Below are 14237 nucleotides of genomic sequence, written 5' to 3'. Positions count from 1 at the left end.
CGCAGCAGATATTGGCCGCCATGAACCTGTTCGAGACCTATTCCGCCCGTGTTGCCGCCGCGCTTTCGGCTCTGGCCGAGCGAGGCGCCCTGCCTGCCGGGCTCGATCTCGGGCGTGTCGTGGTCGAGCCGACCAAGGATCCGGCCCATGGCGATCTCGCGACCAATGCCGCGATGGTGCTCGCCAAGGAGGCCGGCACCAATCCGCGCGCGCTGGCGGTGCTGCTGGTCGAAGAGCTCACGAAGGATGCCGAGATTGTCCGGTGCGAGATCGCGGGGCCGGGCTTCATCAACCTGACGCTGCAGCCGGCCGTTTTCACCGCGATCCTGAAGGATGCGGTCGAGCGCGGTCTCGACTATGGGCGCGGCCAGCTCAAGCCCGAGCCGAAGGTCAATGTCGAGTATGTCTCGGCCAATCCGACCGGGCCGATGCATGTCGGCCATGGCCGCGGCGCGGTGTTCGGCGATTCGCTCGCCAACATCCTCGCCTTCGCCGGCCATGCCGTGACGCGCGAATACTACATCAACGACGCCGGCGCGCAGGTCGATGTGCTCGCGCGCTCCGCCTTCCTGCGTTATCGCGAGGCGCTGGGCGAGACGATCACCATCCCCGAGGGGCTCTATCCGGGCGACTATCTCGTCTCTGTCGGCGAGACCCTGGCCAAGGCCCATGGCGATGCGCTGCTCGGCAAGCCCGAATCGGAGTGGCTGCCGCTGGTGCGCGCCGCCGCCATCGACGGCATGATGGCGATGATCCGCGACGATCTCGCCGCTCTCGGCGTCGTCCACGACGTATTCTTCTCCGAGCGTTCGCTGCAGAAGGTCGACGGCAACAAGGATGCGGTCAAGGAGACGATCGAGGATCTGCGCGCCCGCGACCTGATCTACGAGGGCCGGCTGCCTCCGCCCAAGGGACAGAAGGACGAGGATTGGGAGGATCGCGAGCAGACGCTCTTCCGCGCCACCCGCTTCGGCGACGATGTCGACCGGCCGCTGCTGAAGTCGGACGGCAGCTACACTTATTTCGCCAACGACATCGCCTATCACCGCTCGAAGTTCACGCGCGGTTATCCCCAGATGATCGACGTCTGGGGCGCCGACCATGGCGGCTATGTCAAGCGCATGCAGGCGGCGGTGAAGGCGGTGACGCATGGGGAGGGCGAGCTCGACGTCAAGCTCTGCCAGCTCGTCAAGCTGCTGCGCAATGGCGAGCCGGTGAAGATGTCGAAGCGCTCGGGCGATTTCGTCACCTTGCGCGAAGTCATCGACGAAGTCGGCCGCGATGCGGTCCGCTTCATGATGATCTTCCGCAAGAACGACGCGACCTTGGACTTCGATCTTGCCAAGGTGGTCGAGCAATCCAAGGACAATCCGGTCTTCTACGTCCAGTATGCGCATGCGCGCTGCGCCTCGATCTTCCGGCAGGCGCGCGAGGCCTTTCCGGATCTCGACCTCGCCCCGGCGGCGCTGGCGCAGGCGGACCTCGCCCGCCTGACCGACGAGGCGGAAGTCGGTATCGTCAAGTTGATCGCGGCCTATCCGCGAATCATCGAAGGCGCGGCGGCCGCGCACGAGCCACATCGCGTGGCCTTTTTTGTGCATGAGCTGGCGAGCGCTTTCCACTCCTTGTGGAACAAGGGCAAAGACTCGCCGCAATTACGGTTCGTTAATCAAACTGATCGAGAGTCGACCTTGGCGAGGTTGGCGTTTGTGCACGCGGTGCGCAGCGTCCTTGCTTCCGGTCTGGCTGTCGCCGGAGTTGCGGCGCCGGAAGAGATGCGCTGACGGCCGCTTGGCCCTCGGTGCGCACAAGGTCAGGTTGACCGCAAAACGCTTTGGGCATCCCATGCGTGCTGTCGGCCTGCGCTGGGATGGATCATGCCATGAGTGAGCCAGCTAGAAACCGTTTCGCGCTCGATCTCGAAGATCTCGAGCGCCAGCTTCGCAGCGCGGGGCAGGCGCCGAAGGCCGGCCAGCCCGTCGATCCGCTGGCCGAGCTGACGCGCATCGTCGATCAGGGCGATCCGCTGAAGGACATCTTCGGGCATCGCGGCCAGGCCGCGGCGCCTCAGCGAGTGCAGGCGCCATGGCAGGCCCAAAGCCAGGTGCAGCCGCGGCAGGAGCCGTCGTTCAATCCCGTCCAGGAGCTGCAGGCGGCTGTCGAGCAGTCGCCGCCCCCGGCCGAGCTGCGCGGCGCGCTCGACGAGTTCGAGGCGCTGCTGCGGCGCACGGATGGAGGCCGTCCGGCCCCCGTTCCGCCGGCTCCTGTTGCCGCCACTGCTGCGCCGGCGCGCGCCGAGCCGCGTTTTCCAGTTCAGGACGAGAGCTTCGACCTGCCCGAGCCGAAGGCCTATCAGCGCGCCGCCGCCGGACACGGCGTCGCCCCGGCGCCGCGCGATCTCGACGAGGCGCGCGAGCCCTATCCCTATTACGAGCAGCAGCATCATGACGCGCAGCCGGTTCATGCCGCGCTGCCGGCCGATGACGAGATGCCCGATCTCGAGCCGCGCCGTTCGCGCAAAGGCCTCTATGCGGCCGCTGCGCTGATCGTGGTCGGCGTCGCCGGTGTCGGCGTCGCGATGTCGCTGCGCGGCACGACGATCCGTTCGGACGGTCAGCCGCCGACCATCGCCGCCGATACCGGGCCGACGAAGGTCCAGCCCGCCAATCCAGGCGGCGCCGAGATTCCGAACCAGAACAAGCAGATCTATGAGCGCCCGGGCGAAACGCCCGCAGGGCAGACCAAGGTCGTCAGCCGTGAGGAGCAGCCGGTCGACGTGCAGCAGGCGGCGCGTTCGCTGCCGGCGCGCGTCGTGCTGCCGGGGCCGAGCACCGGTACGGCCACGACGCCAGCCGCGAATGCGCTGACCCAGGCTCCTGCCGTGATCGCGCGCGATCCGGCGCCGGTCGAGCCGGCGCTGACGCCGGTGCCGCCGGTTCCGGGCCTGGGCGAACCGCGCCGGGTCCGCACGGTCTCGATCCGGCCCGATGGGACGCCCGCGCCCGCCGCCAACAGCCCCACGAGCTATACCAACGGCAACCTTCCGATGGCCACGGGTTCGGCGCCACCGGTCAGGCCGGGCGCGATCGCTCCCGCCGATCCGGTGACGACGACCGCCACCGCCCAGCCACGGCCCCGCCCGGCGACGACGCCGACTCAGGAAGCTCCCAAGGCTCCCGAAGCCGCCAAGGTGCAGGAGCGCGCCGCGGCGACGACGCCTTCGGCGCCGATGCGGGTCGCCAGCGTTCCGCCTGCGGCGCAGGCTCCCGCCGTACCGGCCCCGACGCCAGCCACGGCCGCGATCCGCAGCGGAACCGGCGATTTCGTGGTCCAGCTCGGTGCCCCCGGCAGCGAGTCGGAGGCGCGTGCGACCTTCGCCGCGCTCCAGCGCAAATATCCGGGCCAACTCGGCGGCCAGGCGCCAATCGTGCGCAAGACCGAACTCGCCGGCGGCAAGACGGTGTACCGGCTGCGTGTCGGCCCCTATTCCCGCGACGACGCCACGACGATGTGTACCGCTCTCCAGGCCGCGGGCGGCCAGTGCTTCATCGCCAAGAACTGATTGGACAAGAACTGACGATCACGCTCTGATCGTCAGGGAAGATTTCGAACCGGTGGCGCCTTGCGCCGCCGGTTTTTTCGTTCGCGTCCGGCGCAACCCGCCTTGGCGGTTTGGCCAGTGGTCCGGCTTTCGGTTTCGTGCGATGAGGCGCGCGGCAGTGTCGCCTTACAAAGCTCGCAGGACATTTCGAAAACCCGCGGGGCACGGCGACCGAAGACCATAAGAACACCCTGGAGGATACCATGGACCGCCGCAAATTCGTGAAGACAGCCGCCGCCGGTGCCGCCGGCAGCGCCGCGATCGCCGCTCCCGCCATCGCCCAGTCGCAGCCCAAGATCGCCTGGCGGCTGACGTCGAGCTACCCCAAGAGCCTCGACACGCTGTTCGGGCTTTCGACGCAGGTCGCCAAGCGCGTCGCCGAGGCGACCGACGGCAATTTCCAGATCCAGGTCTTCGCGCCCGGCGAGATCGTGCCCGGCCTGCAGGCGCTCGACGCCGTGCAGAACGGCACGGTCGAGTGCAGCCACACCCTGTCGAGCTTCTATATCGGCAAGGACCCGGCCTTCGCCTTCGAGACCTCGCTGCCCTTCGGCTTCAACACCCGCCAGCAGAACGCCTGGCTCTATGCCGGCGGCGGGCTCGAGCTGTGCCGCGCTTTCATGAAGAAGCAGGGCCTCTACACGATCCCGTCGGGCAATACCGGCGCGCAGATGGGCGGCTGGTTCCGCAAGGAGATCAAGTCGCTGGATGATCTGAAGGGCCTGAAGATGCGCATCGCCGGCATGGGCGGGCAGATCATGTCCAAGCTCGGCGTCGTGCCGCAGCAGATCGCCGGCGGCGACATCTACCCTGCGCTGGAGCGCGGCACGCTCGACGCGGTCGAGTTCTCCGGCCCACTCGATGACGAGAAGCTCGGCTTCCAGAAGGTTGCGAAGTACTACTATTATCCCGGCTTCTGGGAAGGTAACGCCAACGTCTCCTTCCTGGTGAACCTCGAGAAGTGGAACGGGCTGCCGGCCGCCTACAAGGCGATCGTCGAGGCCGCCTGCGCAGAGGCGAACGCGCTCTGCGTCGCCAAATACGATCACGGCAATCCCGACGCGCTGATCCGTCTCGCGGGCACCGGCGCCGAACTGCGCCCCTTCCCGCAGGAGGTGATGCTGGCGGCGTTCAAGGAGGCCTTCGCGATGTATGGCGAACTCGCCGCCAAGAACGCCGAGTTCAAGACGTTCTACGATTCCTTCCTGCCGTACTGGAAGAAGGAAAACCTCTGGTTCCGCGTCGCCGAGCTGCCCTTCGACGCGTTCAACGCCCAGATGGCGCAGCAGATGCGCTGAGGGCGATGAAGCCGGATGGTCGATGATGGCCGCTCCAACACCTGCGGCCGTCATCCCGGACCAGCGGCGAAGCCGCGCCGCTCCGGGATCCATCGTAGAGCTCTGGAGCCCTCCGATGGATCCCGGCGCTCCGCTTCGCTATGGCCGGGATGACGGCGAGGGTTGACCCGGCCTTTCAGCCTTCCTACCCCATCACCATGACCTCACGCGCCTTCATCGCCGGTTGCCTCGGCACGAGCCTGACCCCTGACGAGCGCGCCTTCTTCAGGGATGCGCGGCCCTGGGGCTTCATCCTGTTCCGGCGCAATACGCAGGATCCGGCGCAGGTCGCGGCCCTGACCGCCGAGATGCGCGAGACCGTCGGTTGGCACGCGCCGGTCCTGATCGACCAGGAGGGCGGCCGGGTCCAGCGCATGGCGCCGCCGAACTGGCCGAAATACCCGCCGGCGCGCGCCTTCCTCGCGATCAACGATCCGGTGATGCAGCGCGAGATCGTCAGGCTTTCGGCCCGTCTTATGGCGCACGATCTGAAAAGCGTCGGCATCGATGTCGATTGCCTGCCGGTTCTCGACGTGCCCGTCGCCGGCAGCCATGACGTAATCGGCGACCGCGCCTATGCCCATGAGCCGGAGATGGTGGCGCGGCTCGGGCGGGCGGCGGCCGAGGGGCTGCTGGCCGGCGGCGTCCTGCCGGTGGTCAAGCACATGCCCGGTCATGGCCGGGCGCGCGCCGACAGCCATCACGACCTGCCCGTTGTCGATGCCCCGCTGGATGAACTCCGGGCGCATGATTTCCGGCCCTTCCGGCACCTCGCCGACATGCCGCTGGCGATGACGGCGCATGTCGTCTTCACCGCGCTCGATCCGCGGCACCCGGCGACCGTCTCGCGCGAGGTGGTGCGCGAGATCATGCGCGGCGAGCTCGGCTATGACGGGCTGATCATGACCGACGACATCTCGATGAAGGCTCTGTCCGGCAGCTTCGCGCAGAAGGCGCGCGCCGCGATCCGGGCGGGCGTCGACGTGGTGCTGCATTGCCACGGCATCATGGAGGAGATGGTCGCGATCGCCGGTGCCGTGCCGGAGATGAAGGGCGACCGCGCGCGCCGCGCCGCGATGGCGCTGGCGCGCATCCGGCACGAGCCCGAGCCGCTCGATGTGGACAGCGCGCGTGCGCAGGTAGCGAGTGCGCTTGCCTTGAACGCTTGAACCGTCGAACCTGCGGTGGTCACGCGTCTTTCGCGTGAGCGAGAAAGGGGCGGCCAGCCATGGCGGCGCAACTGCCATTCGAGGATGATGGCCCGCGTCGCGACGACGAGCCGGCCCTGCTTGTCGATGTCGACGGCTATGAGGGGCCGCTCGACCTCTTGCTCGACCTCGCCCGGAGGCAGAAGGTCGACCTGCAACGCATCTCGATCCTGGCGCTGGCCGAGCAGTATCTCGTCTTCGTCGAGCAGGCGCGGGCGCTCAGGCTTGAGCTGGCGGCCGATTATCTGGTGATGGCGGCCTGGCTGGCCTATCTCAAATCGAGGCTTTTGCTGCCGGAGCCGCCCAAGGGCGAGGAACCGAGCGCGGCCGACCTCGCGACCGCGCTGGCGCTGCGGCTGCGCCGATTGGAGGCGATCCGCGCGGCGGCCCGCAAGCTCGCCTCGCGCGAGCGGCTGGGGCAGGACGTGTTCGCGCGCGGCGCGCCTGAGGCGATCGTCGCGGGCGCCCGGCCGGTGTGGGAGGCGGAACTCTACGACCTCCTCTCGGCCTATGCCCAGCAGCGGATGAAGCGCGTGCAGGGGCATATCTCGGTCGGGCAGCGCGTCGTCTGGTCGCTGGTCGAGGCGCGCGAGGCGTTGCAGCGGCTGGTCGGCGAAGCTGGCGACTGGACGCAGATCGACCCTTATCTCACCCGCTACATGTCGTCGCACGGCCTCCCCGCGCGTGAGATGGCGGCGACGGTGCGGGCGTCGGCGCTTTCGGCCATGCTGGAGATGGTCAAGGAAGGCGTGCTCGACCTCCGGCAGGACGAGGCCTTCGCACCGCTCTATCTGCGCCGCCGCTCAGCGCGTCCGCCGGCCCTGCCGCTGGTCAACCGGGATGCGCCATGACGATGGCGATGGTGGAGCCCTTCGAGGATGACGGGGAAGACGGCGGCGCGGAAGCCTTCGCGCAGGCGACGCGCGTGGTCGAGGCGCTGCTCTTTGCCTCCGCCGTCCCTCTTCAGGCCGAGGAACTGGCGCGCTCGGTGCCATCCGGCATCGACATCGGGCAGGTTCTGGTGCGGCTGACCGAACTCTACGAGCCGCGTGGGGTGAATCTGCGCCAGGTCGCCGGCGGCTTCGCCTTCCGGACGGCGCCCGACTTGAGCTATCTGCTGGCGGCGGAAGCCGAACCGCCACGCAAATTGTCGCGGGCCGCGCTCGAAGTGCTGGCGATCATCGCCTATCACCAGCCGGTGACGCGGGCCGAGATCGAGGAGATCCGCGGCGTCGCCACCGCCAAGGGCACGCTCGACATCCTGCTGGAGGCCGGCTGGGTGCGCCTGCGCGGCCGACGCCGCTCGCCGGGGCGGCCGGTGACTTTCGGCACGACGCCGGGCTTCCTCGATCATTTCGGCCTCGACCGCATCGACGATTTGCCGGGCCTCGAGGAATTGAAGGGCTCCGGCTTCATCGAGGGACGGCTGACGCGCGACCTGACCGTGCCCGTGCCCGACGACGATCCGGACCTGCGCGCCGACGAGGACCCGCTCGGCGATCTGTTCACGCCGCTTGACGAGAGCGATGGCGGGCCGCATGGGGCGGGCGGGTAGGGCGGGTCGTTTGGTCCACCCGCGCCGTCATTCCGGGCGCAGCGCGGCGGAGACCCAGAATCCATCGTAGAGCCCGATCCTTGCCGGACTTTGCTCTAGGACGGATTCCGGAGCGGCGCCGCTGACGCGGCTTGTCCGGAATGACGCGCGTGATTTTGGAAGTTCGGAGTATCTTTTGGCCGTCAACGACACCAAATCGCGCTGGCTGAGCTGGGGACGGCGCGGCACGGCGGGGGCCGCCATCCCGATGGCGCTCGGCTTCGATTCCGTGACCCAGCGTTTCGGCGACGTCACGGCGCTGAACGATGTCTCGCTGTCGATCGCGCCTGGCGAGATCGTCGCCCTGCTCGGCCAGTCGGGCTGCGGCAAGACGACGCTGCTGCGGCTGGCTGCCGGGGTCGAGCGGCCGAGCGCGGGTCGCGTGCTGCTGGAGGGCCGGGACGTCTCGTCGCCCGACCGCTTCGTCGAGCCGGAGCAGCGCGGGGTCGGCCTGGTCTTCCAGGACTATGCGCTGTTTCCCCATCTCACCGTGCGCGAGAATGTCCGCTTCGGCCTCGGCGTGCGCGGCGAGAGCGAAGCATCCATCGATGCGACCGCGCTGCGGGCCATTGCCCGCGTCGGCCTGGCCGATCTCGCGGATTCCTATCCGCACATGCTCTCGGGCGGCGAACAGCAGCGGGTCGCGCTGGCGCGCGCCGTCGCCCCGCGCCCCGGCGTGCTCCTGATGGACGAGCCCTTCTCGAATCTCGACCGGCGCCTGCGCGACGTCGTTCGCGACGAGACGGCGGCCCTGCTGCAGGAAACCGGTGCGACCTCGATCATCGTCACGCATGATCCCGAGGATGCGATGCGCATCGCCGACCGGATCGTGCTGATGCGAGCGGGCGAGATCGTCCAGATCGGCACTGGCGAGGAGCTCTACCGCAAGCCCGGCAGTCTCTTTGCCGCCCGATTTTTCTGCGATTTTACCGAGGTCGCCGGACGTGTCTCGCGCGGTGCCGTCGATACGCCGTTCGGGCGCTTTCCGGCGAAGGGACTGGTCGAGGGAGCCGAGGCAGTGGCCTGCATCCGGCCCCATGCGGTGCGGATCGTGCCCAAGGGCTTCTGCCTGCCCGGAAGAGTCGTGACGCGGCGCTTCCTCGGCGAGGTCGACCATCTGCAGATCGCGGTCGATGGCTTCGAGCGGCTCTTGTCCGTCCGAGCCACGCTGGCGGGCGCGATCGCCGAGGGCGAGGATGTCGGCCTCGACATTCCGTCCGATGAAGTTCTTGTGTTCCCTGCGGGGGACACATAGGTTCCGCCACAAGCGACCGGCCGGGGCCGGATTTCCCCGGTCGCACATTAATTTGAAGGGGAGTCCGCCATGGGTGGCGTGAGCATCTGGCACTGGATCGTCGTCGGCGTCATCGTGATGCTGCTGTTCGGACGCGGCAAGGTTTCCGAACTGATGGGCGACGTGGCCAAGGGCATCAAGTCGTTCAAGAAGGGCATGGCAGAGGACGAGACGCCCCCGCCGCCGCCGAGCGCCGCGACCCCGGCCGATCCGAAGATCATCGACGCGCAGGCAACCAACCCGGCTGCGACCAATCCCGCTGCGGCCAAGGCCGAGACCAAGGCCTGAGGCCGAGCCGCCCGCCACGTGCGGGAGGCTGAGAGGACGAGCCGTCGATGTTCGACATCGCCTGGAGCGAATTCATGCTGATCGGGGCGGTCGCGCTCGTCGTGATCGGCCCCAAGGACCTGCCGAAGGCGATGCGCACGGCCGGCCAGGCTATCGGCAAGATCCGCCGCATGGCTGCCGAGTTCCAGGGGCAGTTCAACGACGCGATGCGCGAGGCCGAGCTCCATGACCTGAAGAAGCAGGTCGAGGATGTCGGCGGCTCCGTGTCCAGTTCGCTGAACACTGATTTCAAGCCGATCGAGATGCCCGCCTCGACCGGGCTCGACGATGCGGCGATCAAGGAAGCCGAGGCCAAGCTCGCCGCGCTCCCCGCGCCCGATCCGTTGCCGCCGGTCGAGATCACGCCGGCAGAGGTCGCTCCCGCCGAGGCCGCGCCTGCGGTCGCCGAGGAGGAGAAGCCGAAGCGCCGCCGCAAGGCCGCACCCGTGGAGACGGCGGCTGAAGCCACGGCCGAACCCGCGCCCGCCAAGGCGCCGCGCAAGCGCAAGACCGCCGCGGCCGAGCCGGGCGAAGGGAGCGCTGCATGAGCGTCGCCAATCCGCGCGAGGGCGAAGACGAGATCGAGGCCTCCCGCGCACCGCTGATCGACCATCTCATCGAATTGCGCTCGCGGCTGATCAAGTCGCTGATCGCCTTCCTGGTGATGTTCTTCATCTGCTTTGCCTTCGCGACGCAGATCTACAACATCCTCGTGCAGCCCTATGTCTGGGCGGCGGGGCCGGGCGCCAACGTCCAGCTCATCTACACGGCGCCGCTGGAATATCTCTTCACCCAGATCAAGATCGCGGCCTTCGGAGCGGGCTTCTTCGCCTTTCCGGTGATCGCGACGCAGATCTACAAATTCGTAGCGCCGGGGCTCTACAAGAACGAGCGTCAGGCCTTTGCGCCCTATCTCGCGGCGACGCCGATCTTCTTCGTCGCCGGTGCGGCGATGGTGTTCTTCTTCGCCATGCCGGTGCTGATGAAGTTCTCCATCGGCATGCAGCAGGCGGCGAGCGACGGGCAGGCGGGCATCGCGCTGCTGCCGAAGGTCAGCGAGTATCTCTCGCTGATCATGACGCTGATCTTCGCCTTTGGTATCTCCTTCCAGCTGCCGGTGATCCTGACCCTGCTCGGGCAGGCGGGCATCATCGATTCGACCTTCCTGAAGGAAAAGCGGCGCTACGCGATCGTCTTCGTCTTCGTGGTCGCCGCCGTGCTGACCCCGCCGGACGTGATCTCGCAACTCATGCTCGCCGTGCCGATGCTGCTGCTCTACGAGCTCTCGGTGTTCTCGGTGCGCTATGTCGAGAAGCAGCGCGCGGCCAAGCAGGCGGCGGACGACGCTGCGGACGCGGCGAGCGAGTAAGTTTCACTGTCCATCCGCGTCATGCTCGGCCTTGTGCCGAGCATCCACGTCTTGAACTCAGGTCCCGCCCAGCGAAGACGTGGATGGTCGGGACAAGCCCGACCATGACGGGGAGGGCTCGTTCCGACACCTTCCCTGTTCCCTAGACACTCATCCCGGTCTAGAGCATCACGCTGTTCCCGAACGTGATGGCGTGGCCTGACGACGATGTATGACATCAAATGGATTCGCGAGAACGCCGAGGCGTTCGACACCGGCTTGAAGCGGCGGGGGCTCGAGCCGCTGTCGGCCTCGCTGCTCGCGCTGGATGATGCCCGCCGCACGGCCATCGCCAAGGCTCAAAGCTCGCAGGAGCGCCGCAACGCCCTCTCCAAGGAAATCGGCAAGGCGATGGGCGCCAAGGACGTCGCGCTCGCCGAGAAGCTCAAGGCCGAGGTCGCGAGCCTGAAGGAGTTGCAACCGGCGCTCGAAGCCGAGGAGAAGGCGGCCAAGGACGCGCTGGACGAACAGCTCGCCGCGATCCCGAACAAGCCGAACGACGATGTGCCGGAAGGCGCGGACGAGCATGGCAATGTCGTGAAGTCGGTCCATGGCGTGAGGCCGGAGGAGACGGGCAAGCGCCTCGTCGGCGTCAACCAGCCCAAGGAGCATTTCGAGCTCGGCGAAGCGCTCGGCCAGATGGATTTCGAGACGGCGGCGAAGCTGTCGGGCTCGCGCTTCGTCGTGCTGGAGCGGCAGATCGCGCGCCTGAGCCGCGCGATCGGGCAGTTCATGCTCGATACGCATACGGAGGAGCATGGCTATACCGAGGTGATGCCGCCGCTGATGGTGCGCGACGAGGTCATGTTCGGCACCGCGCAACTGCCGAAGTTCGAGGATGACCAGTTCGCGACGAGCCGCAGTGCTCCGAAGTTGAAGGGGCTGTTTGCGCTGGGCGAAGCAGCGATGCGCGCGGCGGCAGGAGGGCAAGATTTAGATAAGTATCTGCTTTCACAGATCGATCTTGATCGCCTTTGGCTCATCCCCACCGCCGAAGTCCCGCTCACCAACCTCGTGCGCGAATCGATCCTATCCGAGGAGGAGCTTCCGCGCCGCTACACCGCGCTCACGCCCTGCTTCCGGGCCGAGGCCGGCTCGGCCGGGCGCGATACGCGCGGCATGCTGCGGCAGCACCAGTTCGAAAAGGTCGAGCTGGTCTCGATCACGACGCCGGAGAAGTCGCGCGAGGAGCATGAGCGCATGCTCGCTTGCGCCGAGGCCGTGCTGAAGAAGCTCGACCTGCACTATCGCGTGATGACCTTGTGCACCGGCGATATGGGCTTCGCCTCGCAGAAGACCTACGACATCGAGGTCTGGCTGCCCGGCCAGAGGACCTATCGCGAGATTTCGTCCTGCTCGGTCTGCGGCGATTTCCAGGCGCGGCGGATGAACGCCCGCTACAGGACCAAGGACGGCAAGGGGCCGTTCTTCGTCCACACGCTGAACGGCTCGGGCACGGCGGTCGGCCGGGCGCTGATCGCGGTGATGGAGAACTACCAGAACGCCGATGGCTCGATCACGGTGCCCGACGTGCTGGTGCCCTATATGCGCGGCGTGACGCGCATCGAGAAGGCGTAAGTGCGCCTCGTTCGGAAAATAAGGCGCGCGGAACCCTCTCCCATAGGGAGAGGGCAGGGTGAGGGGATGGCCCCTCGACCAGTCACCTGCGAGGGGGCCGCCGTTGGCTCACGGCCACAGCGTCAAACGGCCGACACCTCACCCCTGCCCCTCTCCTTACAGGAGAGGGGTTCCCCGCGGTCTTCGCTCACTGCCGTCGCCTAACTGAAAGCCTGATCCATGCGCATCCTGGTCACCAATGACGACGGCATCCACGCCGAGGGGCTCGCCGTGCTGGAGCGGATCGCGGGGCAGCTCTCGGACGACGTCTGGGTCGTGGCGCCCGAGACCGACCAGTCGGGCGTCGCGCATTCGCTGTCGCTGTCGAACCCGCTGCGGCTGCGCCAGATTTCGGAGAAACGCTTCGCCGTGACCGGCACGCCGACCGACTGCGTCATCATGGCGGCGCGCTCGATCATGATCGAGAACCGGCCCGACCTCGTGCTCTCCGGCGTCAATCGCGGCCAGAACGTCGCCGAGGACGTGACCTATTCGGGCACGATCGCGGCCGCCATGGAGGGCACGCTGCTCGGCATTCCCTCGATCGCCGTCAGCCAGGCCTATGGGCCGGGCGGGCGCGAGAACATCCGCTGGGATTGCGCCGAGCAGCATGCGCCCGGAATCATCCGCCGGCTGCTGGCGGAGGGCATTCCCTCCGACGTGCTGTTCAACCTGAACTTCCCGAACGTCGCACCCGGCGAGGTCGAGGGCATCGCGGTGACCGTGCAGGGCCGGCGTGATCAGGAACTGCTGCAGTTGCAGCCGCGCCAGGACGGCCGCGGCAACCCGTATTTCTGGATTGCCTTCGCGCGCGGCAAGACTGAGCCGGCCAACGGCACCGACCTGCGCGCGCTGGCCGAGAAGAAGATCTCGGTGACGCCCCTCGAACTCGACCTGACGCATGAGCCGACTCTGACCCGCTTCGCGCGGGTGTTCGCGTGATCGAAGGCCGGTCCGCGTCATGGTCGGGCCTGTCCCGACCATCCACGTTTTCGCTGGGCGAAGGCGGTGTTCAAGACGTGGATGCTCGGCACAAGGCCGAGCATGACGGCTGGTCCCTCTCTCCGATTGTCGCCAACTGAACCATGACCGAGGGCGAGGGCGGCGGGATAGGCGAGGAGACGCCGGCGAGCGAGGGCGAACGCACCGTTGCCTTCCTGCTGTCGCTCAGGGCGCAAGGCGTGCGCGACCTCGCCGTGCTGCGCGCCATGGAACGGGTCGCGCGGGAGCGCTTCGCGCCGGCGCGTTTCGCCGATCTCGCCCGGCAGGACGTCTCGGTGCCGCTGCCCTGCGGCCAGACGATGACGGCGCCGCACACGGTCGCAGCCCTTCTTACCGCGCTCGACCTACAGGCTTCCGCCCGTGTGCTCGAGGTCGGCACCGGCTCGGGCTATGTCGCCGCATTGATGGCGGCGATGGGGGCGGAGGTGGTTTCGCTCGAACGCTACCGCACGCTGGCGCTGGCGGCGCATGAGCGCGTCGCGGGCAGCGGCTATGGCGCTTCCGTCGAACTGCGCCATGCCGACGGCTTCCAGCCCGACCGGACGCTCGGGCGCTTCGACCGCATTCTCGTCAACGGCGTGACCCATGCCATCCCCGAATCGCTGCTGATGCGGCTGGCGCAGGGAGGGCGGTTGGTCGGGGCGCTGCGGGTCGAGGGTGCGGCCCGCCGCGTCGTGGTTACGCGGCTGGCGGATGGCGGCTTCGATCATGCGATGGGCCCGGCCGTGCGCCTGCCGCCGCTGGTGCCGGGGTTGGCGCGAGCGCTGTAGGCAGTTCGCTGCCGCCTGCGAAAAAGCAAACGCGATGACCCGGCGCGAAACGCTTTCGTAACCTGAACGGGGCTTTAAT

Annotated in this window: 13 protein-coding genes; all 13 read left to right on the top strand. The window is 67.8% G+C overall.

Annotated elements, in window-relative coordinates; translation table 11 throughout:
* The first annotated feature begins 20 nt into the window (after positions 1–20).
* The 13 genes from argS (at position 21) to AC1RMY_RS16905 (ending at position 14158) form a co-directional block, all read left to right on the top strand.
* A complete protein-coding gene (gene argS, locus AC1RMY_RS16965; RefSeq protein WP_492866451.1) occupies positions 21–1784 on the top strand; it encodes an arginine--tRNA ligase in 1764 nt (587 codons plus the stop codon).
* Between the two features lie 98 nt (positions 1785–1882).
* Complete coding sequence (locus AC1RMY_RS16960; protein ID WP_492866449.1) at positions 1883–3562, top strand: SPOR domain-containing protein; 1680 nt, start codon at positions 1883–1885, stop codon at positions 3560–3562.
* Positions 3563–3804: 242 nt separating this feature from the next.
* Entirely contained in the window at positions 3805–4899 is a 1095-nt protein-coding gene (locus AC1RMY_RS16955; RefSeq protein ID WP_492866447.1) for a TRAP transporter substrate-binding protein, read from the top strand.
* 197 nt (positions 4900–5096) lie between these two features.
* Entirely contained in the window at positions 5097–6107 is a 1011-nt protein-coding gene (nagZ, locus tag AC1RMY_RS16950; RefSeq protein WP_492866445.1) for a beta-N-acetylhexosaminidase, read from the top strand.
* A 59-nt stretch (positions 6108–6166) separates the two neighbouring features.
* The gene (locus AC1RMY_RS16945; protein ID WP_492866443.1) at positions 6167–6997 is read left to right on the top strand and encodes a segregation and condensation protein A; all 831 of its coding nucleotides are present in this window, start codon (positions 6167–6169) and stop codon (positions 6995–6997) included.
* A 2-nt stretch (positions 6998–6999) separates the two neighbouring features.
* Positions 7000–7701: an SMC-Scp complex subunit ScpB gene (gene scpB, locus AC1RMY_RS16940; protein ID WP_492866638.1), complete on the top strand. Its 702-nt coding sequence runs from the start codon at positions 7000–7002 to the stop codon at positions 7699–7701.
* A 247-nt stretch (positions 7702–7948) separates the two neighbouring features.
* Complete coding sequence (locus tag AC1RMY_RS16935) at positions 7949–8995, top strand: ABC transporter ATP-binding protein (RefSeq protein ID WP_492866636.1); 1047 nt, start codon at positions 7949–7951, stop codon at positions 8993–8995.
* Positions 8996–9064: 69 nt separating this feature from the next.
* Positions 9065–9322: a twin-arginine translocase TatA/TatE family subunit gene (locus tag AC1RMY_RS16930; RefSeq protein WP_492866441.1), complete on the top strand. Its 258-nt coding sequence runs from the start codon at positions 9065–9067 to the stop codon at positions 9320–9322.
* Positions 9323–9369: 47 nt separating this feature from the next.
* On the top strand, positions 9370–9909 hold the full coding sequence (tatB, locus tag AC1RMY_RS16925; RefSeq protein ID WP_492866439.1) for a Sec-independent protein translocase protein TatB: 540 nt from the start codon (positions 9370–9372) through the stop codon (positions 9907–9909).
* The gene (gene tatC / locus AC1RMY_RS16920) at positions 9906–10730 is read left to right on the top strand and encodes a twin-arginine translocase subunit TatC (RefSeq protein WP_492866437.1); all 825 of its coding nucleotides are present in this window, start codon (positions 9906–9908) and stop codon (positions 10728–10730) included. The genes tatB and tatC overlap by 4 nt, the downstream gene beginning before the upstream one ends.
* 207 nt (positions 10731–10937) lie before the next feature.
* Positions 10938–12347, top strand: a complete 1410-nt coding sequence (gene serS / locus AC1RMY_RS16915) for a serine--tRNA ligase (RefSeq protein WP_492866435.1) — start codon at positions 10938–10940, stop codon at positions 12345–12347.
* A gap of 219 nt (positions 12348–12566) precedes the next feature.
* Positions 12567–13328, top strand: a complete 762-nt coding sequence (gene surE / locus AC1RMY_RS16910) for a 5'/3'-nucleotidase SurE (protein WP_492866433.1) — start codon at positions 12567–12569, stop codon at positions 13326–13328.
* Positions 13329–13471: 143 nt separating this feature from the next.
* A complete protein-coding gene (locus AC1RMY_RS16905; protein ID WP_492866431.1) occupies positions 13472–14158 on the top strand; it encodes a protein-L-isoaspartate O-methyltransferase family protein in 687 nt (228 codons plus the stop codon).
* Positions 14159–14237: the final 79 nt, after the last annotated feature.

It is taken from the genome of Allobosea sp. GW822-FHT03F07 (genome assembly GCF_058801345.1).
Note: the sequence above shows the minus strand (reverse complement) of the source record. Positions and strands in the feature narration are given on the sequence as shown.

Coding starts and splice junctions, on each gene's coding strand:
- AC1RMY_RS16960 (WP_492866449.1), top strand. CDS start 1,883: ATGAGTGAGCCAGCTAGAAACCGTTTCGCGCTCGATCTCGAAGATCTC.
- tatC (WP_492866437.1), top strand. CDS start 9,906: ATGAGCGTCGCCAATCCGCGCGAGGGCGAAGACGAGATCGAGGCCTCC.
- tatB (WP_492866439.1), top strand. CDS start 9,370: ATGTTCGACATCGCCTGGAGCGAATTCATGCTGATCGGGGCGGTCGCG.
- scpB (WP_492866638.1), top strand. CDS start 7,000: ATGGCGATGGTGGAGCCCTTCGAGGATGACGGGGAAGACGGCGGCGCG.
- AC1RMY_RS16930 (WP_492866441.1), top strand. CDS start 9,065: ATGGGTGGCGTGAGCATCTGGCACTGGATCGTCGTCGGCGTCATCGTG.
- AC1RMY_RS16935 (WP_492866636.1), top strand. CDS start 7,949: ATGGCGCTCGGCTTCGATTCCGTGACCCAGCGTTTCGGCGACGTCACG.
- surE (WP_492866433.1), top strand. CDS start 12,567: ATGCGCATCCTGGTCACCAATGACGACGGCATCCACGCCGAGGGGCTC.
- serS (WP_492866435.1), top strand. CDS start 10,938: ATGTATGACATCAAATGGATTCGCGAGAACGCCGAGGCGTTCGACACC.
- nagZ (WP_492866445.1), top strand. CDS start 5,097: ATGACCTCACGCGCCTTCATCGCCGGTTGCCTCGGCACGAGCCTGACC.
- AC1RMY_RS16945 (WP_492866443.1), top strand. CDS start 6,167: ATGGCGGCGCAACTGCCATTCGAGGATGATGGCCCGCGTCGCGACGAC.
- AC1RMY_RS16905 (WP_492866431.1), top strand. CDS start 13,472: ATGACCGAGGGCGAGGGCGGCGGGATAGGCGAGGAGACGCCGGCGAGC.
- argS (WP_492866451.1), top strand. CDS start 21: ATGAACCTGTTCGAGACCTATTCCGCCCGTGTTGCCGCCGCGCTTTCG.
- AC1RMY_RS16955 (WP_492866447.1), top strand. CDS start 3,805: ATGGACCGCCGCAAATTCGTGAAGACAGCCGCCGCCGGTGCCGCCGGC.